The sequence below is a fragment of the Kitasatospora sp. GP82 genome (assembly GCF_029892105.1).
In the GTDB taxonomy this organism is placed as follows: domain Bacteria; phylum Actinomycetota; class Actinomycetes; order Streptomycetales; family Streptomycetaceae; genus Kitasatospora.
In genome coordinates this window covers 1-20,473 of the sequence record NZ_JARZAJ010000070.1, presented here as the reverse complement: position 1 = coordinate 20,473, position 20,473 = coordinate 1, and the positions used below count along the sequence as shown (strand labels likewise).

Genomic DNA, 20,473 nt, shown 5'->3' with positions numbered 1-20,473 from the left:
TGCCACTCGTCGAGTGACGCCGCGGCCAGAGGAGTCCGCTCGGGCTCTTGGAGCTCGACCTGCCGGATCACCTGTCCATCGGGGTCAAGCTCGAAGTAGAACCAGATGTCCTCTTCGTCCCAATAACAGCGGAGCCACTTCATCACCCACTCACGATAGGACGAGCCTGTGACAAGGGCCGACCGTGCTTCGCCAGTGTCGACGACACGGGCGAAGCACGATCATCAAGGAACGGGCAAGGTATCCCGGGAGGTGGCCAGGGCATCATGGGGGCATGCCACCAGTCCCCATAGTTCCGCGCCCGTTGAACGCCGCTGAGAAGGCCGTGCTGAAACACATCCTGACCAGCAACTTCGTCGGCGCGTCAGAACTACGGAGCCAAATCGATCAGGCGGAGGTCATCGCCACCTGGACGCCCAGATCGGTGAGCATCGACCTGAGAGTGCGTGAGCCCGTGCGGCGAGCTTCACTGGTCAGCAATCTCGTCCCGGTGGACGCGCAAGTGCTCGACGAGTGCGGCGAGTACGTCGGCGAGCTGCTCGTATGGGTCGAGGACGGTGCGGCCCTGGCTGGACTCGAATACGCCTGGGTCACCGACGAGATGCCCACCAGCCTGCCGCCAGTCGAGAGAATCCGGCTCACGTGACTGGGGGCGACGGGTTGGTGTGACGGAGCCGGCTTGCCGTGGGGTCGGTGATCTGGGCGTCGAGGTCGGCGACGCGTCGGTCCTGGAACCGGAGGTTGGGGCGGGCGGCCTTGAGTCGTTCGTCCAGGGTGCGGTTGTCGGTGGCGAGTTGGCGGACGCGCTGTTTGAGGGTGGTGTTCTCGGTGGTGATCCGCTGGATGGCCTCCTGGGTCCATTCGGCTTCCAAGTCGCGGACTTGGCCGAGGAGTTCGCCGATGCGGGTGCGCTGGGTGAGGATCTCGGCGTGGGCGGCCTTGAGGGCGTCCTCGGCATTCAGGGCCCGGTCACGCCAGGTCGCCTCGCGCTCCTCATCCTGGTCGGCGAGCAACTGGGTCCGGCGTTCGCCGGCCTCGGCCATGGCGGCGGTGACTGCGGTCCTGGCGTCGGTGCGGGAGACGTTTGCGCGGCGGGCGACGGCAGCGACGCTGACCTGGGCTTTCTCACGGCGGAGCTGGGTGATCGCGTCGCGGACTCGTCCGAGGGCGGCGTCGGCGGGCCGCGAGAGCGGCGGCCGTGCGGGGATCAGGGATGGTGGTGGTCACGCGTCGTCCTGTTCGTCGGTGGCGGTGTCGTCCTGATCCCGCTCGTCGTGGCCTGCGTCGGCGAGGTCGGTGGCGCGGAAGGCCGTGGACCAGACGCGGTGGAAGTAGTCCTGTGGTTTGCGCAGGTCCAGGGCCAGGGCGTCGTCGAGCAGGCCGAGGCCAGCCAGGGCCTTCTCCAGGCCGTCGATCGCACGGGCGGTGGGCTCGAAGTAGCGGTGGAGGTAGTCGGCGGTGGCGTCGTCGGGAGCTCCTTCGGCCAGCAGTCGCCACTGCTCGCGCTTATCGCGGCCGACGCCCAGCCGCCGGCGTCCCGGGCGATCAGCAGGTTGCCGTCGGAGGCGTCGAGAACCGCACTCGTGAAGTTGTGCCTGAATGCATGGGGTTTCACCAGCCCCAGCCCGGCCCGTTTCCCGGCCCGGCCCAGCATCCGCCGGGCCCCGACCGGTGCCCACGGCTGGCCGGTGCCCGGTCCGTGCAGTTGGACCAAGAGCATCCCGTGCCGGGCGGTCGCGCGCGGATACTCACCGCCGGTGAGGTACTCGAAGTACGTGTGCACCATCGCCGGGCTGACCCGCTTGATCAGCCCGCCGGTCACCGTGCCGTCCTCAACCCCCCAGGGGTGCTTGGTCTTGGCCCCGGCCCGGTTGGGGTTGTCCGGGCGGTGGCAGACATGGAGGTGCGGGGTGCGGCACTGCCCGCAGGCCGCGTTCTCGCGCAGGTGCAGGTCCGCCAGGTGCAGTCCGCAGAGTTCGCCGATCCGCAGACCGCCGTCGGCGAGCCAGGTCACCACCAGCCGGTCCCGGGCCGAGTGCACCGTGGCCAGCAGCGTCTCCCGCGCGCCGTCCGGGAGCATCTTCGGATGCCGGCGGCGCGGGCCCGAGGGCGCGAGCGGGTTAGTGGGCAGCGTCGACTTCACGTGCCCCAGGAACGCGCGGCGCCGGTCCGCCCGCGAGGGCAGCCGGGACGTATCGAGCTTCTTGCCGAGCTCCCCGTTCACGCCGAGGGAGGATTGATGCAGGTAGAAGCCCTTCAGGCAAGCCGCCGCAGTCGACAGCGCGGAGTGGCCGTAGGGCCGCTTGCCCACCCGCCACGGCTCCCCGAGCGGCATGCGGACCTCGGCACCCACGATGCCCATGTACCGCTCAAGATCCCGCAGTTGAACCTTGTCGAAGGTCAGGCACTCCCGCTCCAGTCACCGCAGGTGATCCACCAGCAGATACGCGTATGTCCTCTGCGTCCCCGAACCATCATGAAGACGCAGGAACCGGTCCGCCTCCGTGTGGACCGTCCCCTCGGGCCACACGATCGTCCACGACCGCCGCCCGTCCTTCCGCTCGATCTGCTGGACCCGCAGGTCCCCGACCACCACGTGCCGTGCCACTTGTCCTCCGTACCGACTCCAGAACATGACAGACGTCCCGGACACGGTCGGTAAACAAGCCCGGGATGTGCTGGTCACAGTCCCAGACGGACATCACGGGCAGGACTACGTGCGGTCGGTAAAGTCGATCAGGACCAGGCGCACCCCGGCCTGGTTGTAGGTGTGGCAGACCGCAGCGGCGATCTGGGTCAGAGTCATGCGGAGCTGCCGCAGGCCCTTGACGGTGCCCTTGGAGCGCCCGCGCTGGCGCCGCAAAGCCTCCAGCACGGCGGCCACGACCCGCTCGTCACTGCGCCCCAGCCGGTTCGAGGGCCGGGTGGTGCGGTGGTCGACCAGCCCCCACAGGCCCTGCCGGCGGTAGCGGGCGCGCATCCGCGTCACCGCCCCGCTCCCCACCCCCGACCAGCCCAGCGCGGCCAGCTCCTGCTCCTTGGCTTGCTCGCGCTGCGCCATGGTGCGCTGCTGCGGGTCGTACTGCGGGCGCGGCACCCCGGCGCCGCCGGGGCCGGAGGGCAGGCCGGTCTCGACTTCCTGGATGTGGCGCTGCCAGGCCAGCGCCCGCTCCTGCTCGCGCAGCGGCACTGTCTGGAACGGCCCCCACTGCGGCACCCCCGCCCGCACGGCCGCCCCGATCACGGCGAAGTCCGCGGCCGCAAACAGATGGCTTGTCAGCACCGAGGCCACCGAACCGTGCTCGTCGAGCAGCCGTACGACCTGCCCCTCCAGGCCGACTACCTGCCAGGTCCGCCCCTCGAAGACGACATGCGCCCCGACCGCGAGCACCGGCCGCCGTTCCGGCGCCCGGCTCACCGCGTACCCCCGACCACTGCGCGGGAGCCCGGCCCTACCACGGCGCCTTCGTGCAGTGGTTCCCCCAGCGCCACGTCCAGGCGCCTGGACCACAGGGCGTGGAAGGCCGCCGGCAGGATTACCAGCGGATCGCCCACCGCCCGTACCCCCTCCGCCAACGGCAGCGGCTGCTCGAACGCCTCCAGCAAGGCCGCCTCCAACTGCGGTGTGCCGCGGTGGCGCGGGTGGCGGTACCCGGCCAGCCAGCGCACGTTGGCCGCCACCACCGGGTCCGGCGGCTCCGGGCGGCGGTACGCCCAGCCCACCTGCGCCCACGCCGACTCGAGTGCGGCCGCGGCCCGCTGCGCCGCGGGTCCGCCACCACCGGGGCGGGCGGGGCAGTCGGCGAGCGCCGCGGTCCCGTCCGTGTAGCGGACGAACAACTGCGGCACCCAGGACCTGACCGTGCCGTCCTCCTCGCGCCACACCACCCGCACCGGGCGCCCGGCCATCGCGATGATCTGCGGGTCGCGGTCCAGCAGCATCACCTGGGTCAGCATCGCCGCGGACCCGTTCGCGACATGGCGCCCGGTGGTGGCCGACCACCACCAGCCCGGACCCCAGCGCTTGCTGGGGATCACGGGGAACGCGGACACCGGCGCCAGGTCCTCGAAGCGCACCCGCCCCGCTGCCTGCTCCCAGCGCTGCTGCACGAGCGCGCCGGCCGGATCGGTGTACGCCGCCTCGAACGCCCCCGCCTGCTGCGTCGCGATGGTGTCCGGGCCCTTTGGCCAGCTCCAGCGTCACTCCACGCTGGATGCGTACCAGCAGCTGACCGCTCTGGTCCACACCGGACCGCTCCGCCAGCGCGGGCGGGCAGCCCGGATCCGCCTGGGCCGGACGTACGACACCGCCCCGCGCCCTGGTGCCCTGGAGGTGTGCGTCCGGGTCGAGATCGGCAGCCGCCACCACATGGTCGCCTTCCGGCTTGAGCAGCGTCCCCAAACGACGCTTTGGAAGTGCACGGCTGTGGAGACGCACTGACCTGATGGGACAGGCCCCTGCCGGACATTCCGTCCGGCGGGGGCCCATCCCATGTGTGGTTCACCCGCCCTCGACTGGCCAGGTGTCCGCTACTGTGTCCTCGGCTGACGCGCACGCCAAACCGCCGCCGCCGTTTCCGCCCGCGTCGGAACGGCATTGCCGGCCACAAGGTCTCTCGGGGCCCGCGCTCCCTCCGCAGCAGTCTCTGTGGACAGGCGCGGGCTGTCCGGAGAGAACCCCTGATGCCCAGGAAACAGTCGACCGACGCGAAGAAGGCGCGCGGCCTTCAGAAGGCCACCGGCCAGGCGTACACCGCTGCTCTGCGTGAGATCCGTTCACCCCGCCGGTCACTGGCCGCCGAGCTACGGGCGGCAGGTCTCGCCGCCCAGGCCGACTGGTTGGAAGCCCGCCAGGCCTGGCTCGTGGAGTGGAACAGGCTGAGTGAGGTCGTCTCCGCCGCCGAGGAGGCACGGTTCCATGCGCCCGCCCGTCTTTCCCGCCCCGCGCGGCGGGGTGGGTGATTTGGTCCCAGATGGCGAAGCGGATGATCATTTCGGTGCGGTGGCGGTCGGCTGTGAGGAGGAGAAGAATCCGAACGGGCCGCTACGCGGCGGCCGCCCCGACGAGGACCGCTGCCTTGCGCCCCCGGCCCAAGCGCTAACTACCCGGCCTTGGGGGCACCTCACCCTGAGCCCTCACGCTGCGCTGCCCTGGCCGACGATGCGTCAGGTGACGCGCAGTCCGCCGTCGACGAACAAGTCGAGAGCGTTGACGCCGGTGTTGCGGAGAAGGAAGTCGATTGCGTCGACCAACTCCGCCGTCGTCACGAGGCGTCCGATAGGGGTACGCGCTAGGTGGGGGTGGTCGGGCGAGTCACGCCACCGCGGGCTGTCTCCCACAATGCCCGGGTGGATCGCGTTGACGCGGTGGGGCGCGATCTCCACAGCCAGGGTTTTCACCAGACCGGTGATACCGCCGTTGAACGCGGTCACCATGGTGGAACCGGGATACGGGCGCTCCTTGGCCAGGCCGCCGAAGAGCACGACCGACGCGCCGGGGGTGAACCGGTCGCGCAGGGCTCGCACGGTCTCGGTGTAGCCGACCAGTTTGATGGTCACGGCCCTGATGGCATCGGCGATGTCGAAGTCCGCGAGGGAGTTGAAGCGCGGCTCGGCGGCGCCGATCACCAGGTTGTCGACCTCGCGCACGTCGCCGAGAGCATCGGCGATCGTCTCCGGGCGTGACAGGTCAACGGCCAAGCCCAGGGTCGTGCCGCCGATCTCGCCGGCCACGGATTCGGCGCGCTCCGCGGTGCGACTGGTGATGACGACCGTGTCGCCGCGGTCAGCGAATAGCTGTGCCACGGCGCGGCCCAGTCCGCTGCTTCCTCCGACGACGATCGAGGTGGTCACGATCCCGTAGTCCCTTCGAAGTGACAGGCGGCTGACATCTTCTGTATAAGCAAAATCGCGTAGCGGCGCAGCTGGACTGCTCCATCAGGCCCGATCAGCAAGGCACCTCGTTCCATACCGCTGCGGCGACGTTCGCGGCGTTCGATGACCCGAACCTCCTGGCCTTCGGCGGCCTGGCCCCGGCGGTGCGCCTGGCCGAGCGGTGCGGCCTGCCGGAGCTGGCCCGGGCGAAGGTGCAGCTGAAGGACGCGGTGAACGGGGCCGGGGCGGCGGTTGGCGCGAAGGTGATGTCGCTGGTGGCGGGGATGCTCGCGGGGGCGGACAGCATCGACGACACCGATGTGCTGCGGCACGGCGCGATGGCGAAGGCGTTTCGCGGGCGTTGTCACGTTGGCGGGGCGTGATCGTCTGAGGTTGTGTCAGGGTGTGTTGGGCCCGGTTCCGGGTCTGGGTCGGGCTGCGGCGGGCAGGGCGGCGGGGTGGGTGATCTGGTCCCAGATGGCGAAGCGGATGATCATCTCGGTGCGGTATTGGGTGGCGGTCAGCAGGTGGCGGCGGGGTCGGAAGTGGGGTGGGATGCCGCTGAACACGGCGAGGATCGTTGGGCCCCGCGGACGGTCCGGAAGCCTTTCATGGCGCGTTCGCGTTGCCGGGTGGGCTGGTGGCTGTTCTCGGCCCGGTTGTTCAATCCTTGGTGGGAGCGGTGTTCGACGGAGGGCATGACCTCGCGGTGGGCGGCGCCGTAGGAGCGCAGCTTGTCGGTGACGATCACCCGCGGCACGGTGGTCGTCTTCTTGAGGAGTTTGCGGAAGAAGCGCCTGGCCGCGGCCTTGTCCCGCCGGTTCTGGACGAGGATGTCGAGCACGTTGCCGTCCTGGTCGACGGCGCGCCACAGGTACTTCCGCTCGCCGTTGATCCTGATGAAGACCTCGTCGAGGGTGGCACTTGTCGCCGGGGCGCGGACGTCGCCGCCGCAGCGCGTTGGCGTAGGCCCGGCCGAACTTCAGGCACCAGCGCCGCACCGTCTCGTAGGAGACGATCACGCCTCGTGCCAGGAGCAGCTCCTCGACCTCACGGAACGACAGCGGGAAGCGGAAGTACAGCCACACCGCATGAGAGATGATCTCCACCGGGTACCGGTGACCCCTGTACGACGGCGACACGCTCTCCACGACAGGCCCCTCCCGGTACGACCAACCCGAAGAGCATCCCTCAGCGGCCAACGTGACAGTGCCCGAACGCGCCATGAAAGGCTTCCGGACCGTCCGCGGGGCCCAACGATCCTCGCCGTGTTCAGCGGCATCTCACCCCACTTCCGACCCCGCCGCCACCTGCTGACCGCCACCCAATACCGCACCGAGATGATCATCCGCTTCGCGATCTGGGACCAGATCACCGGCACCACCGGCCTGCCCGCCGCGGCCTGAACCAGACCCGCCCCCGGCCCCAGCACGCCCTGACGCATCCTCAAGCACTCATGCCCCCACCAACGTGACAGTGCCCCGCCGCGACCTGCGGACCCTCAGGGCTGGTCGTACCAGGAGAACGCCGCGATCCGCCAGCCCTCCGGGGTGCGGACGAACTGGATGGTCTTGGTCCCGCCGCCCTCGAACGGCTCGCCGTCCAGGATGCCGGCCTTCCGGTACTCGCCGAAGCGCGACGCGATGTCGCCCGCGATCTCGGTTCGCTCGGAGGTCTCCCACTCCGAGAACTCGACCAACCGGCCGTCGGCGAGCAGGCGTTCACGCGGCTCGATGAACTCGTCCACGGTGTAGACCGCGTACTTCGGCCCGGTCAGCACGATCACACCACCCGGAATGACCAGCCGGCGGATCCGGGCCACGTCCGCGGCCTTGCCGCCGCGGTTGTCGAAGGCTCCGAAGAACTCGGCGGTTATCGCGTCAATCTCGATCTTGGACATGGCGCGACAGTAACACCGCTAGGGGGCAACGGACATGGCGTCGAGGCAACTTCGACCCAGGGCACCCACGAGATGATGCGACTTTGCAACAGCCCTGCCGAGCGAGGGCCCTGAGTAGCCGCGCTCGGTCAGCCGACGGCCGCGGCCTCCTGTCCTTCGTCGAGCCGCAGCGCCGCGATCTGGGAGTTGACCTCGTCCAGCTCCCGGGCCTGGGGGGAGTCGCCGCGCTGGAAGACGACCTCCCAGTGCAGCTCCCGCGCCCGGTCCTGCAGAACCTGCATCCGCGGGGACACCGGGGCGGCCTCGGGGCGGCGAAGGAAGAGGGGCAGGCGCATCGCACCAGGTTAGAGACCTGCGCTGGCGTCTGTTCCTGCGGGGTCGGCCGCGTCCTGAACCGGACGAACCGGTCGCCACTGCTGCTCCACCTGGTCCCAGCGCGTGTTCCAGTGTGCCCGGGCCGTGGTGACCACCGGCTCGGGCACGGGCATGCGTCCGGCCGCGACGGCCGCCAGCAAGGCGTGCACCTCGGCCTGGGTCACATGGAATACAGCTACGTGCTGGTCGGCTACCTCGCCGGCGAGTTCCTCGGTGCGGTGGCTGCCCACCTGGTGGAGGCAGATGCGGCACCAGATGTCCCACGGCCACTCGGCCGCGCGCCGCTTCTCCTGCCGGTCGGCGAGCGGGGACCTCGAAGTCGTCTTCGAGCAGCTTCATCGCCGCCTCGTAGCCCCACCAGGACTCGCCCTGCGCGGGGATGAGCAGCAGGGCGGGGTTGTCGGGCGATCCGGTCGTGGCGTAGTTGAGGCTGACCTCGCCGGTGTCGAAGGCGTGCTCGGGGTAGTCGTGAGCGACGTAGATTGCCTCTGGGTTGTGCGGTCCGTAGGTCATGGGAACTTGTTCCTCGCGTAGGGGCCTGTGCCCGGTTCCTGCTCGGCGCGCAGGCTCCGGGCCCGGCGCCGTCCGGCGGTGGGGATCAAGAGGTACTTGTCGGGGGACTTGGACGATGCCCTGGCGCCCGGCCGTCGTGCTTGCGCGGAGCGCGGTCGGGCGCCGGTCGGGCGCCAGGGCCGTCCGGGCGCGTCTCAGGGGTTGATGTTCTCCAGGTCGGCGAGCAGGCTCGGGTGAGTCGGCTGCCAGCCGAGGGTGGCGCGGGTGTGAGCGCTGGACGCGGGCTGGTCGGCCGCGAAGATCGGACCGAGGGGGCCGAAGTTCTCCTGCGGTACCGACTCGACGGGGAGGCCGAGCCGTCGGCCGATGACCGCGGCGATGTCGCGCACCGCGTCGCCCTCGTCGGCGACGGCGTGCCAGGAGCTTCCGGCCGGGGCCTGCTCCAGGGCGAGCCGGAACAACACGGCGGCGTCCCGTGCGTGGACGGCCGGCCAGCGTTGCGCGCCATCCGAGGGGTAGCCGGCGACGCCGGTACGGCGGGCGATGTCGGTGAGCAGCCCGGCGAACCCGCCCCGGCCCTCGTTGTGGACCGTGCGCGGCAGTCGTACCGCCGAGCTGCGCACGCCGCGGGAGGCGAGTTCGAGCGCGCGGGTCACCGATCGGCTGCGGCCGGCGACCGGCCCCTCGGTCGGCAGGGCGTCGTCCTCGGTGGAAGCGCGCCCCGGCAGGTTGGGCGTGCCAGCCACGGTGACGAGCGGGCGGTCCGTGCCGACGAGGGTGTCGCCGAGCGTCGCGAGCGCGGCGGCCTCCTCGGCGACGCCCTGGGCCAGGGCCTCGGGCGAGCTGAAGTCGTTGCTGAAGGCGAGGTGGATGACACCGTCGGCCCGCTCCGCGCCGGCTCGCAGCACGGCGAGGTCGGCGAGTGCGCCGCTGAGCACCTCGGCGCCGGCGGCCTTGGCGTGCGCCGCGGAGGCGTCGGAGCGGGCGAGGGCGGTGACCGAGTGTCCCGCGGAGAGCAGTTCGGCGACGACGGCCGAGCCGATGAGGCCGGTCCCGCCAGTGACGAAGACACGCATGGTGACTCCCTGGAGTGTGTGGTGGGGGCGCGGCAGGGCAGAGCCCGGCCGGGGCAAGTGATGGGACTTGCTCCCATCACTTGCTTCACCGTAGCGCGTGATGGGACTGGGTGTCATCACTTAGGATGTCCGCATGGCCAGATGGGAACCGAACGCGCGCGATCGCCTCGAGCGCGCCGCGCTGGCGCTGTTCGCCGAGCACGGGTACGACGCCACCACCGTCAACGAGATCGCGGACCGCGCTGGACTGACCAAGAGCACGTTCTTCCGTCACTTCGCCGACAAGCGGGAGGTGCTGTTCGGCGGTCAGGACGTGCTGTCGCAGCGCTTCAGCGACGCCATCCGGGCCACCGCACCCGCGGCGACCATCGGCGCCTGCCTCGCCGCGGCACTGGAGTCCGCCGCCCCCGCGTTCACGCCCGAGCGTCACGACCTCGCCCTTCAGCGCCGGGCGATCATCGCAGCCACCAGTGAACTGCGGGAACGCGAGCTCCTCAAGCGCGCCGGTCTCAGCTCCGCCATCGCCGACGCCCTGCGGGCGCGCGGAGCCGACGACACCACCGCGCGCCTGGCCGCCGAGCTGGGCGTGCTCGCCTTCAGCACCGCCTTCGCACACTGGGCGGCACCGAAGAACCGACAGCCGTACACCGAGATCGCCCACACGGCGCTGCGGGACCTGCAGGCTCGCGCGGCCGCCCTCGGATCGGAGGCCGACCTGCGGGCCTGACCTGGACACCGACCGGCCATGGGCAGGGCGGGCTCCCGCTTCGATGCTGCGGCGAGCCGGGGAAAGGACCCAGCGCGACCGTCTGCAGGTCTCCGCTCCTCTGCTGCGGCACGGACGGCCTCGCCGCGGTGCCGCACGCGAAAGCGGCTTCTCAGCCTCGCCGGCGCGCCACCCCGCACCGTCGGCGACGGGTGGCACCCGACGGAGCGAGCGGGCTGCTCGGCGGTCAGGGCCGCGGCGCTGATGATGCCGCTGACCAAGTCCATCGCTCCCAACGACCCCGTGTGGCCGTCCACCCTCGACGCCCTCGGCGACGAACTGGTGTCCGACTCCCTGGTCTGGCGCTACGACCCCGAGGCCAGCCCCGACGGCCTGGAAGGCGACGAAGGCACCTTCTCCATCTGCTGGTATGTCGAGCCCTCACCCGCGCCGGGCGCCTGGACGAAGCCCGCCTGGCCTTCGAGAAGATGCTCACCTACGCCAACCATCTCGGCCTGTACGCCGAGGAGATCAGCCACACCGGAGAGCAACTGGGCAATCTTCCGCAGGCGTTCACCCACCTCGCCCTCATCAGTGCCGCCTTCAACCTCGACCGCGCCCTGGGCTGACAGCAGACCCGCGGCGTCCCCCGGCCAGCCGCCGCGCGGGCGTCCGGTTCTCGTCCCATGCTGAAAGAGAAGGGGTGCGGCGACGGAGGGAGTGGTGGGGATGCGGATCGTTGTGGACCTCACGCGCTGCCAGGGCTACGCGCAGTGCGTGTTCCTCGCACCGAAGATGTTCCAGCTGCACGGCGAGGAGGGACTGCTGTACGCCCCGGCCGTCCCTGACGACCAGGCCGAGCGCGTGCGCCAGGCCGCGGCGGCGTGCCCGGTCCAGGCGATCCTCCTTGGTGAGGAGGTGAGCGCCGATGGCCGGTGACCTTCGGGACGGCCGCATCGTCATCGTTGGCGCGTCGCTGGCCGGGTTGAGGGCTGCGGAGGCGCTGCGCGAGGAGGGCTTCACCGGCTCACTGACCGTGGTCGGGGATGAGCCCTATCCGCCCTACGACCGGCCGCCGCTCTCCAAGCAGGTACTGCTCGGCCGGGTGGCGGCGGACAGTACCGGACTGCCGATGCGCCGGGATCCGGAGGCCGACTGGCGGCTGGGAGTCCGCGCAAGCGGCCTGGACCCGCTCGGGAAACGGGTGGTGCTGGCCGACGGCAAGTCACTGCCGTACGACCGGCTGTTGATCGCCACCGGGACCCGGGCGCGGACCTGGCCCAATCCGGAGGAAGCCGCGCTGGACGGTGTGTTCACCCTGCGCACCCGCGACGACGCCGGGGAGCTGGCCGAGCGGCTGGCCGCCGGGCCGCGGCGGGTGCTGGTGATCGGCGGCGGCTTCACCGGTTCGGAGATCGCCTCGGCCTGCCGGGAACGCGGGCTGGAGGTCACGGTCACCGAACGCGGCCCGGCACCCCTGGTGGGGGCGCTCGGCGGGACGCTGTCGAAGCTTGCGGCCGCCATGCACCGCAACAACGGTGTGGATCTGCGCTGTGGGGTGACGGTCACCGCGCTACGCGGGGACGCAAGCGGCCGGTTCATGGGTGCGGACCTGTCAGACGGCAGCCGCGTGGAGGCGGACGTGTGCGTCGCAGCGCTGGGGGCGGTCCGGAACGTCGAGTGGCTGGCGGACTCCGGGCTGGCGGCGGGCCCGCGCGGGATCGCCTGTGATGCTGGGTGCCGGGCCTTCAACATGTACGGAATAGTCACCGACGACGTCTTTGTGGCCGGTGACGTCTCCCGCTTCCCCCACCCGCTGTTCGGGTACCAGATGCTCTCCCTCGAGCACTGGGGAAACGCGGTCGCGCAGGCCGAGGTGGCGGCCCACAACATGGTCAGTCCGGGACCGCTGCGGCGCCCGCACCTTGCCATCCCGACCTTCTGGTCGACCCAGTTCGGGCTCAACATCAAATCGGTGGGCGTCCCGACCTTCTCCGACCACGTGGTCATCGCCCAGGGCTCACTGGAGGCACGCCGTCTGGCGATGGTCTACGGCTACCAGGGGCGGGTCACCGCCGCGGTCACCGTCGACATGGCCAAGTCACTCGACTACTACCGGCACCTGATCGAGACGGCCGCTCCGTTCCCGCCCGCGCCCGGCGCGGCGGACCGTCCGATTGCGGCCGACATCCCGGTTCCCTCCGATGTGCCGGATCCCAAGGGACTGTCCCACGGCCCCACCGTGGCGCTCACCGGTTACCTGCCCGACCGCCGACTGACCGTGGTGCACCCCACCGGCTGACCCACGTCCCGCACCAACACGAGGAGCCGAAACCCATGGCCGCCGACACACTGCTGGAACGGATCACCGACTACGCCAACCGCGCGAATCCCTATCCGCTGTACGCGGAACTCCGCGACGCCGGTTCCGTGGTGCAGCAGGCAGACGGCAGCTATATGGTCGGCACCTACCACGAGATCACGGCCCTGCTCCACGACCCGCGGATGAGTGCCGACCCCCGCAGCCGCACCACCCCGTCCCCCGGTCCGTCCGAGGAGACGGCCAGGCTCCCGTTCCTGCGGCTCGACGATCCCGAACACCACAGGCTGCGCACCCTGGCCATGCGGCCGTTCGGCCCGCCGCACAGCCCCGGCCGGGTCGACGCCATGCGCGGCGAAATCACCCGGATCACCGCCGAACTGATGGAGTCCTTCCAGACGGCCCCGCAGATCGACATCGTCGACGACTTCGCCTACCCCCTGCCCGTCACGGTGATCTGCCGACTGCTCGGCGTGCCCCGCGAAGACGAGCCGCTGTTCAGGCAGTGGTCCGACACCATCGTCGCATCCGCCGACGTGACGACCGAGGAGGACACCACCGAGCGGGACCGGGCGGGCCGACAGGCGCGGGAGGAGATGGGCGCGTACCTGGTGGGCCTCGCCGACCAGCACCGCGGCCGACCCACCGGCGACATGCTCTCCGCCTTCGCCAACGAACCCGACCCAGCGATGCGGCTCACCCCTGAGGAACTCGCGGAAACCGCCGTGCTGCTGCTCATCGCCGGACACGAGACCACGGTCAACCTCATCACCAACGGCGTGCTCACCCTGCTGCGCCAGCGCGAGCACCTGGACCTGCTGCGCCGCGAACCCGACCTGCTGCCCCGCGCGGTGGAGGAACTGCTGCGCTATGAGCCCCCGGTCCACATGCGCGAGCGAATCCCCCGCACCGACCTCGACGTCGCCGGCACCACCATCCCCAAAGGCGCGCCTGTCGTACTGGTGCTGGCATCGGGCAACCGCGACCCCAAGCGGTTCCACGAGCCCGACCGCTTCGACCCCACTCGCCCGGACAATGAGCACCTCGGCTTCGGCAGCGGCATCCATCTTTGCTACGGCGCACCGCTCGCCCGCCTGGAAGCCCAGGCCGCGCTCGGCGCGCTGATCCCCCACCTCAGCACAGCACGCCTGCTTCAGGACCCGCCCCCCTACCGGCAGAACGCCATGCTCCGCGGCCCACGCCACCTCCCCGTCCAGCTCTGACAGCTGGCCGCTCGTGCCTTCCCGGTCAGCCGGTTCTGCCGTGGCACACGGTCCCGCCTCCTACTGGACTCGTCGAGCCGGCGGGTGAGCCGATCCGATCGGCGGCCGCCGTGATCTCCCCCGTACCACGGCGGCCGCCCATCCCGAGCACTGATGGGCGGCTCCGATGAGGTCTTCTGGCTGACCGGCAGGTAGGGATGGCCCGGACAGAGCCAAGTCTTGCCGGGTACGGAGCGGGTCTACATCACCGCCGGTGCGCCGTGGCACGGCGGTGCCGAGCGGTACTCCACGCTCAAGGACGCCGTGGCCGCCTGGCTGAACACCCCGGCGACCCGGTGGACCACCGCCGTCGGCTCGGGCCGGGACAAGCTGGCCGGGCACTTCGTCCACCAGTGCCAGCCCGTCGGCCGCTACGCCCCGGCCACCGCCCCGGACAGCGGCACCACCGAGATTTGTTCCACGGGGGAGTGGTTCGATGCGGACGGCCGGGAACAGACCAAGGCCCTGATGTCCTGCTCGCACTGGAACGCGCGCGTCACCGTCCCGCAGGGCTGGAACCACGTCGGCCTGCTCCCGGCCCCGTCACCGGTGACCGCGCCTGGGTCTGCCCCTCCGAGCCGGGAGCCACCTTCACCACCTGGGCGGGCGGCGCGGAGGTCCACCTCGCCCTGTCCAACCACCTGATGCCGTGGCGGATCGAGATCCTCGGTGGCCTGCTCTTCGAGGACGGCAAGCCGCTCGACGAGTGGGGCAAGAAGCTGAAGGCCGCGTGGGCGGACCTGACCAACCTGTCCCGCATCCACGGGGACGAGCGCCAGCGACAGGCGGCCTACCTCGCCCCCGCGCCATGCGCAGCGTGCTGCTGTTCGGCATGGGCGGCTTCGCGCAGCGCCCTCGCCTGGTCTCCGGCACCACGCCGGTCGGCGAGGCGCTCCCGGCCGGGGTGGAGATCCTCGGCCAGGACGCCGAGCTGGTGACGTGGCAGCGGCAAGCCGGGTTCTCCCGCGACCCGTACGCGCACCCCGAGTGGGCCGCCTACGTGTGGTCCGGGGCGCGGGCGGCGCTGCTGGACATGAAGTACCGGCAGGGCAAGGAGGTCATCGGGTACGCCGGCGCCTGCACGCGAAGCCCGACAGCGTCGTGTACTTCGGCACGGACGGCATCGCCCTGACCGAGCGCCAGCCGTGGCCGTACCGGGGCGAGCCCGGCGACTACCTCCTCAAGGGCCACCTGACCGGCCCTGTCGAGCACCCGACCAGCCAGGAGGAGTACCTGAAGCTGCGCGGCCTGGGCCGCGCCGAACTCGCGCAGACGGGAGCTGACCAGTGAGTCCGGCCGACCCGCAGAACCTGAACGAGGCCGCGCGCCTCACCCCGCAGCTCCTCGACGAGGGCTACACCAAGCGGCAGGTCGCCACGATGTTGAACCGGGACGCCAGCCTGGTGTCCCAGTTCTGAGGGGCGTGATCAGGTCGGTGGGGTCGGTGGCGCCGAGGGCAGTGGTGAGCGCGGCCAGCGCGGGGCCGGCCGCGGCCGTGAGGCCGGATGAACCGGCGATCTGGGCGGCCATGACACGTAGGTCTGCGGCGTTGCCCCGGGCCCGGGCGGTGACTGCTCGGACATGGTCGGGCTGGGTCTACGTCGCGTTCGTCCTGGACGCGTACTCGCGCCGGATCGTGGGCTGGCAGGCCGCCATTCACATGCGCACCGACCTGCCGCTGGACGCGCTGGAGATGGCCCTGTGGTGGTAGAAGATTAAGAAGGACGCCGGCCTCATTCACCACAGCGACCGCGGTTCGCAATACGTATCCATTCGCTGCACAGAACGATTGGCCGAAGTCGGCGCCTCCGCCTCGGTCGGCTCCGTCGCAGACTCGTACGACAACGCGATGGCCGAGGCCCTGAACGGCACGTTCAAAGCCGAACCGATCGAGCATCAAGGGCCGTGGCGGGACTACGACGAGGTCGAGCGGGCCGTCTTCCAATGGGTCGCCTGGTACAACGGAGAACGATTCCACTCCGCCCTCGGCTACCTCCCGCCCGACGAGTACGAACAGGCGTACTGGGCGCAACTGGAGCAAGCCCCGCAGACCGCTTGATCACACGATCGCGGACTCCACGAAATGCGGGGCAGCTCAGGAGGTACTTCCGGGGGATTCCCGTGCGGTTGACGTAGAGGATCGCGTTGAACACGTCGCGCAGTTCGACCTTTGCCGGCTGTCCGGTGGGCCTGCGGTCGAGCCGGGCTTTCCTCCAGGCCGTCAGTTTCGGCTCGATCAGGGCCCATCGGGCGTCGGACAGGTCGCTGGGGTACGGCTTCCGCTGGCTCACGACACGGCGTCTGCATGAACGTGGCGGAAGACTCCGTTCCGCTGCCCGCGGGCGGTTCTATGACTTCTTCAAACCAGACGGACTACCAGACGCGGAAGCGGATGAGACGGACAGTCATGCTGGCGGCCAAGGCGAGGACAGACTTCCTATATCGGGCACAGCGTCACGAATGCGGTCAGGAATGAAAGCTGCATGACGGAACAGAGCTCTCTAAACGCCCACTGAGGCGTCGTGTTGTGCTTGCTCCGTCACTCGTCTGGTGTTGGTCGGCTTGTCGCGGACCCTTGCGGGGCAGTGTTGGTTCGTATGCCCGCTGGTGCTTGGAGTGCTGAGCGGCAATGGCGGCGGGGCTGGGGAAGGGGCTGGTAGTGGCTGAACGGCGTATGAGTGTGCTGTTGTCCTCGGCGGTTTTTGCTGTCCGTCTTGCCTGGCAGGCTGACCGGCAGGCACTGGTCCAAGTGGTCCTGGTGCAGGTTCTCTTGGCGGGCGCGGTGGCCGGGGGGCTGGTTGTGGTGCAGACAGTGTTCGGGTCGGTGTTGGCGCATGGTCCTGCGGCAGCTGGGCGGTCGCCTGTGCTGTTGCCGGTGGTGGTCCTCTTGCTGGTGGCGGGGGCCGCGGCCGGTGCCCTGCGGTTGTTCGGGGCGGCGCGAATGGCGGTGCTGACGGTGAAGGTGGACCGCCTGGTGGCGGGGATGGTGTTGGAGGCTGCGGTGGCGGCCGAGTTGCCGCGGTTTGAGGAGCCGGACTTCCATGATCGGCTGCAACGGGCGGTCTTCGCCTCACGCCGCCAGCCCGCCATGTCCGTGGTCCTCCTCGTCACTGCTTTTCAGGCGGTTTTGACGGTGGCGGCGGTGGGGAGCGCGTTCGTGGTCATGGCATGGTGGCTGCTCCCGTTCGTGCTGCTCAGCGTTCTTCCCGCGATCAGGGCGGCGGGCAGCGGGCGCAGTGCCCACCATGACCTGCACCATGGGCTGTCGGAGAACCGGCGGGTGCGGGAGTACCTCGAGCATCTGCTCACCGGACGGCATGAGGCCAAGGAGATCCGGGCCCTGGACCTCGGGGGAGTCCTGACCGGGCGTTGGCAGGACCAGTACGCGCGTGAGATCCATGACACCGAGGCCCTGTTGAAGGCCCACGCCCGGCGTCGAATGGCTGCCCAGGCCGCCGGGGGGACGTTGACCTGTCTGGCGGTTGGCGGTCTGTGGTGGATGGCCGGCAGCCACCTGCTGCCCCTGCCCGTGGCGGGTGCAGCCGTGGCGGGAGTGTGGCTTCTCTCGGTGCGGCTCAACGCGTTCGCGGGCATGCTCACTGGCATCGGCGAGAACCTGCTCCGCCTGAGCGACCTGAAGAGCTTCATCATCCCGGTTCCCGGCATCCCTGCCCCCGGCATCCCGGTAGCGGCGATGGTACTGCCACCTCGGCAGAAGTCGTTGACAAGAACAGAGTTCGGACAGTTGCGCGCCGAACGTTTGTGCTATACCTACCCCGGCGCGGACACCCCGGCGGTGCGGGAGGTGAGTCTGGAGCTGCAGCCGGGGCAGGTCGTGGCTCTAGTGGGGGTGAACGGTTCGGGCAAGACGACGCTGGCCAATCTCCTGGCCGGGCTCTACCCGCCGGACAGTGGCCGCCTGCTGCACGACGGGGCTCCGGTCACCGACCTTGCCACCCATCGTGAGCGGACCGCGGTGGTCTTCCAGGACTTCACTCGTTACAAGCTCCCCGCCCTGGACAACATCGCCTTCGGTCGCCCCTACGCCACTGCCGACCTTCAGCGCGTGCGGGAAGCGGCCCGGCTGGCGGGTGCACTGGACTTCCTCAACGGGCTCCCGGACAGCCTGGACACCCCGCTGGGCAAGGAGTTCACCGGCGGCGCGGACCTGTCCGGCGGGCAGTGGCAGCGCTTGGCCCTAGCCCGCGCCTTCTATCGCGACGCCCCTTTCGTCATCCTCGACGAGCCCACCGCGTCCCTCGACGCCCACGCGGAAGACCAGCTCTTCACCTGCCTGCGCCGTCTTTTCATCGGCCGTACGGTGGTACTGATCTCCCACCGTCTGCGCAGCGTCCGCCACGCCGATCGCATCTACGTCCTGCAAGCCGGCCGCGTTGTCGAGGAGGGCGGCCACGAGACCCTGCTGCGAGCGGGCGGCCACTACGCGGCCCTCTTCCGCACTCAGGCTAGCGCCTACCAGGAGACCAACACTCCCTGATCCAGCGATCGCTGCCACCACCGCGCCGCGATCAGGGAGTTGACCTTCCACCACCGAGTTTCACTCGTGTGGGTGATGGACGCTGCGGCCGCCGGCCCCCACTCTGTTCGTATGCTCACTTACTTGCAGGAGACGCCCTCCCTCGCCCCCGACATGGAGATGGTCGCGGAGATCGAAGAGATCTTCACCGACGCCTTCATCGCCCCCACCGCCTGCCGGATCCAAGGAGAAGGCTGCACCGGATCCGTCGGCTGCTGCCCCGGACTCGTGTGCGTGTCCACCAACGGCTTCAGCGGCTTCTGTCAGCAGCCGTAGTGATGCTGCAACCGGGAGTGGTCGTGGCTGAGCTGGGCAGTGGCGGGGTCCTGCTGCACACAGGCAGGCCCTCCGCGGCCTACCTCAGCCCGACCGCCCTCGGTTGGCTCCGAGGCCGGCCTCCCGCCGTCGAACACCACGTCCAGCATGCGCACTGCCTCACTCAATGGCGGGCCGCCGGCCTCATCGCACCAGGCGATGAACCCGCCTCACCCGCAGTGCACGGCGACCTTAGGGCGGAGGCCGCCGACTGCCCCGTGCTGGTGCCGCATTCGGTGCTCGTGGTGGCAATGGCCGCCACTTGCGGCTTCTGCACCCAACTGACCGCCGACCTCGCGGCGAACGCCCACAGCCTGCTGCGCTTCGATGCCTCCGTCCTCCTGGTCGACACCGACGGCACCCGCCTGCTCGGCCTGCCCCTGGCCGAGCCTGCACAACAGCACCTGACCCGCCTCGGCCAACGCGCGGCGCACCAGGGCACTCCCACCGGCGTGCTCCTGGCCCCAAACCGACCGGCCCGAGTACTCACAGGTTTCGACGAGGTCAGCCACGCCCTAGTCGCGCTCAGTGGCGCGGATGCGCAGGCCACGATCATCGAGGCGCCCACCAGCTGTTCGGTGAACGTTGCCGCCCAGCCCGTCGACGCGGTCCTCACCATCCGGGTCAACGGCACGACACGCCTGGGGATCGCCGTGCGCGGCCGCGAACCCCGCCAGATCACCGAAACCGCCACCAGCGGCATCCTCGACGACGGGTACACGCCCGTCACCCTCACCGTCGAATGCCCAGGCACCTTCTACCTCCTCTTCCGCGGCGGTGAACTCCTCACCCGAGCCCGCACCCCCATGGCCCTCCAGCAGGCCCTCGACGCTGTCCTCGCCAGCTACGCAAGTTACGCGTCTCCAGAACGAGGCAGGATCCCGCTGCTGTGCGGGGTGGCCGTGCACGACGGGGGGCACGCGGTCCTCTTCCCCCGAACCTGGATGTCCGACCTCGTCAAACGCGCCCGGCAGCTGGAACAGGCCGGCTGGCGGTTGAGACCTGAGCCCTACACCACGCTGCAGACCGCCCCCGCTACCGGCACCCTCCGGCTGCCCGCCGCAGCCGGCTCCAGGCAAGGCAGCCCGACAGTCGCCGCGGTCCTGACTGAGCCTCCCCAGGTCGGCGTCCCACCGACACGGACTCGACTGCTGGCCTCCATCGTCAACTGGATTGCCCGCCCCGCCACCACCGACGCCACCCACACGCTGGCGACAGCCCTGCAGCCCCTTCCCGTACACACCGGCACCTGGCAAGAAGCCCTCACCCACCTGACACACCACCGCCCCACCGAACACGACCCGAGTAGCAGACACATTCCCCCGGGCAGTGCAAGCAACTTGGACGGCTAGCCGGCAGGAGGGCGCTGTCAGGTTGAGCGGAGGGCTCTTCGGTGCCGTGGGATGATCATGGTTCTTGTCGTCGGAGGGCCCTGCTCGTGGACACCACCGCTCTGTCGTACAAGGGCTACCGCTTCCCGGCCGAGGTGATCGCCCACGCGGGCGCTGTCACATTGGCGGGGGTGTGGTCGTCTGATGCTGTGTCAGCGCGTGCTGGGGCCCGGTGCCGGCCTGTGGTCAGGCCGTGGCTGGCGA

General features: G+C 70.2%; 24 protein-coding genes and 5 pseudogenes. 18 read left to right on the top strand and 11 right to left on the bottom strand.

Translation table 11 applies throughout. The features are described 5' to 3' along the window. Window positions 1–304: 304 nt before the first annotated feature. On the top strand, window positions 305–646 hold the full coding sequence (locus P3T39_RS35445) for a hypothetical protein (RefSeq protein WP_280703422.1): 342 nt from the start codon (window positions 305–307) through the stop codon (window positions 644–646). Here the strand turns inward: P3T39_RS35445 and P3T39_RS35440 are convergent. The 4 genes from P3T39_RS35440 to P3T39_RS35425 form a co-directional block, all read right to left on the bottom strand. Next, complete coding sequence (locus tag P3T39_RS35440) at window positions 639–1,043, bottom strand: hypothetical protein (protein WP_280703421.1); 405 nt, start codon at window positions 1,041–1,043, stop codon at window positions 639–641. The two genes, P3T39_RS35445 and P3T39_RS35440, sit on opposite strands and share 8 nt — an antisense overlap. A 164-nt stretch (window positions 1,044–1,207) precedes the next feature. Then, the gene (locus P3T39_RS35435; protein ID WP_280703420.1) at window positions 1,208–2,362 is read right to left on the bottom strand and encodes a tyrosine-type recombinase/integrase; all 1,155 of its coding nucleotides are present in this window, start codon (window positions 2,360–2,362) and stop codon (window positions 1,208–1,210) included. Between the two features lie 351 nt (window positions 2,363–2,713). Next, a complete protein-coding gene (locus P3T39_RS35430) occupies window positions 2,714–3,418 on the bottom strand; it encodes a hypothetical protein (RefSeq protein ID WP_280703419.1) in 705 nt (234 codons plus the stop codon). Beyond that, window positions 3,415–4,110: a TnsA-like heteromeric transposase endonuclease subunit gene (locus P3T39_RS35425; protein WP_348534424.1), complete on the bottom strand. Its 696-nt coding sequence runs from the start codon at window positions 4,108–4,110 to the stop codon at window positions 3,415–3,417. Before P3T39_RS35425 ends, P3T39_RS35430 begins: the two co-directional genes overlap by 4 nt. A 19-nt stretch (window positions 4,111–4,129) precedes the next feature. On the opposite strand from P3T39_RS35425, the gene P3T39_RS35420 reads away from it, so the two are divergent. Continuing rightward, window positions 4,130–4,441, top strand: a complete 312-nt coding sequence (locus P3T39_RS35420; RefSeq protein WP_280703418.1) for an Rv3235 family protein — start codon at window positions 4,130–4,132, stop codon at window positions 4,439–4,441. A 242-nt stretch (window positions 4,442–4,683) separates the two neighbouring features. After that, the gene (locus P3T39_RS35415; RefSeq protein WP_280703417.1) at window positions 4,684–4,962 is read left to right on the top strand and encodes a hypothetical protein; all 279 of its coding nucleotides are present in this window, start codon (window positions 4,684–4,686) and stop codon (window positions 4,960–4,962) included. Window positions 4,963–5,166: 204 nt separating this feature from the next. Here P3T39_RS35415 and P3T39_RS35410 read toward each other — a convergent pair whose 3' ends face one another. Further along, window positions 5,167–5,853 carry an SDR family oxidoreductase gene (locus tag P3T39_RS35410; protein WP_280703416.1) on the bottom strand — a complete coding sequence of 229 codons (687 nt, stop codon included), beginning with the start codon at window positions 5,851–5,853 and terminating at the stop codon, window positions 5,167–5,169. 185 nt (window positions 5,854–6,038) lie between these two features. Here P3T39_RS35410 and P3T39_RS35405 point away from each other — a divergent pair, with 185 nt between their 5' ends. Beyond that, entirely contained in the window at window positions 6,039–6,257 is a 219-nt protein-coding gene (locus P3T39_RS35405) for a hypothetical protein (protein WP_280703415.1), read from the top strand. Window positions 6,258–6,272: 15 nt separating this feature from the next. On the opposite strand, the pseudogene P3T39_RS35400 reads toward P3T39_RS35405, so the two are convergent. Further along, a pseudogene (locus P3T39_RS35400) lies at window positions 6,273–7,025 on the bottom strand (IS6 family transposase). A 64-nt stretch (window positions 7,026–7,089) separates the two neighbouring features. On the opposite strand from P3T39_RS35400, the pseudogene P3T39_RS35395 reads away from it, so the two are divergent. Further along, window positions 7,090–7,280 (top strand): annotated as a pseudogene (locus tag P3T39_RS35395) (IS6 family transposase); the annotation flags it as partial. Window positions 7,281–7,375: 95 nt separating this feature from the next. On the opposite strand, the gene P3T39_RS35390 reads toward P3T39_RS35395, so the two are convergent. From P3T39_RS35390 to P3T39_RS35375, 4 genes are all read right to left on the bottom strand, one after another. Next, window positions 7,376–7,774, bottom strand: coding sequence for a DUF4440 domain-containing protein (locus P3T39_RS35390; RefSeq protein ID WP_280703414.1), 399 nt, complete (start codon window positions 7,772–7,774; stop codon window positions 7,376–7,378). A gap of 128 nt (window positions 7,775–7,902) precedes the next feature. Continuing rightward, window positions 7,903–8,109: a hypothetical protein gene (locus P3T39_RS35385; RefSeq protein ID WP_280703413.1), complete on the bottom strand. Its 207-nt coding sequence runs from the start codon at window positions 8,107–8,109 to the stop codon at window positions 7,903–7,905. Window positions 8,110–8,118: 9 nt separating this feature from the next. After that, window positions 8,119–8,379, bottom strand: coding sequence for a hypothetical protein (locus P3T39_RS35380; protein WP_280703412.1), 261 nt, complete (start codon window positions 8,377–8,379; stop codon window positions 8,119–8,121). 477 nt (window positions 8,380–8,856) lie between these two features. Further along, the gene (locus P3T39_RS35375) at window positions 8,857–9,738 is read right to left on the bottom strand and encodes an SDR family oxidoreductase (RefSeq protein WP_280703411.1); all 882 of its coding nucleotides are present in this window, start codon (window positions 9,736–9,738) and stop codon (window positions 8,857–8,859) included. Window positions 9,739–9,871: 133 nt separating this feature from the next. Between P3T39_RS35375 and P3T39_RS35370 the strand changes: the two genes are divergently transcribed. The 10 genes and pseudogenes from P3T39_RS35370 to P3T39_RS35325 form a co-directional block, all read left to right on the top strand. Next, window positions 9,872–10,465 (top strand): helix-turn-helix domain-containing protein, encoded by a 594-nt coding sequence (locus P3T39_RS35370; RefSeq protein ID WP_280703410.1) that lies wholly within the window; start codon window positions 9,872–9,874, stop codon window positions 10,463–10,465. A gap of 225 nt (window positions 10,466–10,690) precedes the next feature. Next, window positions 10,691–11,073 (top strand): annotated as a pseudogene (locus P3T39_RS35365) (glycoside hydrolase family 15 protein); the annotation flags it as partial. Window positions 11,074–11,173: 100 nt separating this feature from the next. Then, complete coding sequence (locus P3T39_RS35360; protein ID WP_280703409.1) at window positions 11,174–11,383, top strand: ferredoxin; 210 nt, start codon at window positions 11,174–11,176, stop codon at window positions 11,381–11,383. Then, window positions 11,373–12,746, top strand: a complete 1,374-nt coding sequence (locus P3T39_RS35355; protein WP_280703408.1) for an FAD-dependent oxidoreductase — start codon at window positions 11,373–11,375, stop codon at window positions 12,744–12,746. Before P3T39_RS35360 ends, P3T39_RS35355 begins: the two co-directional genes overlap by 11 nt. A 35-nt stretch (window positions 12,747–12,781) precedes the next feature. Continuing rightward, window positions 12,782–13,987, top strand: coding sequence for a cytochrome P450 (locus P3T39_RS35350; RefSeq protein ID WP_280703407.1), 1,206 nt, complete (start codon window positions 12,782–12,784; stop codon window positions 13,985–13,987). 219 nt (window positions 13,988–14,206) lie between these two features. Then, window positions 14,207–14,671: a hypothetical protein gene (locus P3T39_RS35345; RefSeq protein WP_280703406.1), complete on the top strand. Its 465-nt coding sequence runs from the start codon at window positions 14,207–14,209 to the stop codon at window positions 14,669–14,671. Window positions 14,672–14,834: 163 nt separating this feature from the next. Then, window positions 14,835–15,158, top strand: coding sequence for a hypothetical protein (locus tag P3T39_RS35340; RefSeq protein WP_280703405.1), 324 nt, complete (start codon window positions 14,835–14,837; stop codon window positions 15,156–15,158). Beyond that, window positions 15,128–15,316: a hypothetical protein gene (locus tag P3T39_RS35335; RefSeq protein WP_280703404.1), complete on the top strand. Its 189-nt coding sequence runs from the start codon at window positions 15,128–15,130 to the stop codon at window positions 15,314–15,316. Before P3T39_RS35340 ends, P3T39_RS35335 begins: the two co-directional genes overlap by 31 nt. Further along, window positions 15,313–15,444 carry a helix-turn-helix domain-containing protein gene (locus tag P3T39_RS35330; RefSeq protein WP_280703403.1) on the top strand — a complete coding sequence of 44 codons (132 nt, stop codon included), beginning with the start codon at window positions 15,313–15,315 and terminating at the stop codon, window positions 15,442–15,444. Before P3T39_RS35335 ends, P3T39_RS35330 begins: the two co-directional genes overlap by 4 nt. Window positions 15,445–15,605: 161 nt before the next feature. Next, window positions 15,606–16,085: pseudogene (locus P3T39_RS35325) on the top strand (IS3 family transposase); the annotation flags it as partial. Between the two features lie 40 nt (window positions 16,086–16,125). On the opposite strand, the pseudogene P3T39_RS35320 reads toward P3T39_RS35325, so the two are convergent. Beyond that, a pseudogene (locus tag P3T39_RS35320) lies at window positions 16,126–16,317 on the bottom strand (transposase); the annotation flags it as partial. Window positions 16,318–16,700: 383 nt separating this feature from the next. Here P3T39_RS35320 and P3T39_RS35315 point away from each other — a divergent pair. The 3 genes from P3T39_RS35315 to P3T39_RS35305 all read left to right on the top strand — a co-directional run bounded on the left by P3T39_RS35315 (window position 16,701) and on the right by P3T39_RS35305 (window position 20,230). Further along, window positions 16,701–18,524 (top strand): ABC transporter ATP-binding protein, encoded by a 1,824-nt coding sequence (locus P3T39_RS35315; RefSeq protein ID WP_280703402.1) that lies wholly within the window; start codon window positions 16,701–16,703, stop codon window positions 18,522–18,524. Window positions 18,525–18,635: 111 nt separating this feature from the next. After that, on the top strand, window positions 18,636–18,839 hold the full coding sequence (locus P3T39_RS35310) for a hypothetical protein (protein WP_280703401.1): 204 nt from the start codon (window positions 18,636–18,638) through the stop codon (window positions 18,837–18,839). 290 nt (window positions 18,840–19,129) lie between these two features. After that, on the top strand, window positions 19,130–20,230 hold the full coding sequence (locus P3T39_RS35305) for a hypothetical protein (protein ID WP_280703400.1): 1,101 nt from the start codon (window positions 19,130–19,132) through the stop codon (window positions 20,228–20,230). The last annotated feature ends 243 nt before the right edge of the window (window positions 20,231–20,473 follow it).

Excerpts from the sequence above, each read along its gene's own strand:
- P3T39_RS35440 (WP_280703421.1), bottom strand. The coding sequence starts at position 1,043 with ATGGCCGAGGCCGGCGAACGCCGGACCCAGTTGCTCGCCGACCAGGAT.
- P3T39_RS35435 (WP_280703420.1), bottom strand. The coding sequence starts at position 2,362 with ATGGGCATCGTGGGTGCCGAGGTCCGCATGCCGCTCGGGGAGCCGTGG.
- P3T39_RS35415 (WP_280703417.1), top strand. The coding sequence starts at position 4,684 with ATGCCCAGGAAACAGTCGACCGACGCGAAGAAGGCGCGCGGCCTTCAG.
- P3T39_RS35390 (WP_280703414.1), bottom strand. The coding sequence starts at position 7,774 with ATGTCCAAGATCGAGATTGACGCGATAACCGCCGAGTTCTTCGGAGCC.
- P3T39_RS35385 (WP_280703413.1), bottom strand. The coding sequence starts at position 8,109 with ATGCGCCTGCCCCTCTTCCTTCGCCGCCCCGAGGCCGCCCCGGTGTCC.
- P3T39_RS35375 (WP_280703411.1), bottom strand. The coding sequence starts at position 9,738 with ATGCGTGTCTTCGTCACTGGCGGGACCGGCCTCATCGGCTCGGCCGTC.
- P3T39_RS35370 (WP_280703410.1), top strand. The coding sequence starts at position 9,872 with ATGGCCAGATGGGAACCGAACGCGCGCGATCGCCTCGAGCGCGCCGCG.
- P3T39_RS35360 (WP_280703409.1), top strand. The coding sequence starts at position 11,174 with ATGCGGATCGTTGTGGACCTCACGCGCTGCCAGGGCTACGCGCAGTGC.
- P3T39_RS35355 (WP_280703408.1), top strand. The coding sequence starts at position 11,373 with ATGGCCGGTGACCTTCGGGACGGCCGCATCGTCATCGTTGGCGCGTCG.
- P3T39_RS35350 (WP_280703407.1), top strand. The coding sequence starts at position 12,782 with ATGGCCGCCGACACACTGCTGGAACGGATCACCGACTACGCCAACCGC.
- P3T39_RS35340 (WP_280703405.1), top strand. The coding sequence starts at position 14,835 with ATGCGCAGCGTGCTGCTGTTCGGCATGGGCGGCTTCGCGCAGCGCCCT.
- P3T39_RS35315 (WP_280703402.1), top strand. The coding sequence starts at position 16,701 with ATGAGTGTGCTGTTGTCCTCGGCGGTTTTTGCTGTCCGTCTTGCCTGG.
- P3T39_RS35310 (WP_280703401.1), top strand. The coding sequence starts at position 18,636 with ATGCTCACTTACTTGCAGGAGACGCCCTCCCTCGCCCCCGACATGGAG.
- P3T39_RS35305 (WP_280703400.1), top strand. The coding sequence starts at position 19,130 with ATGGCCGCCACTTGCGGCTTCTGCACCCAACTGACCGCCGACCTCGCG.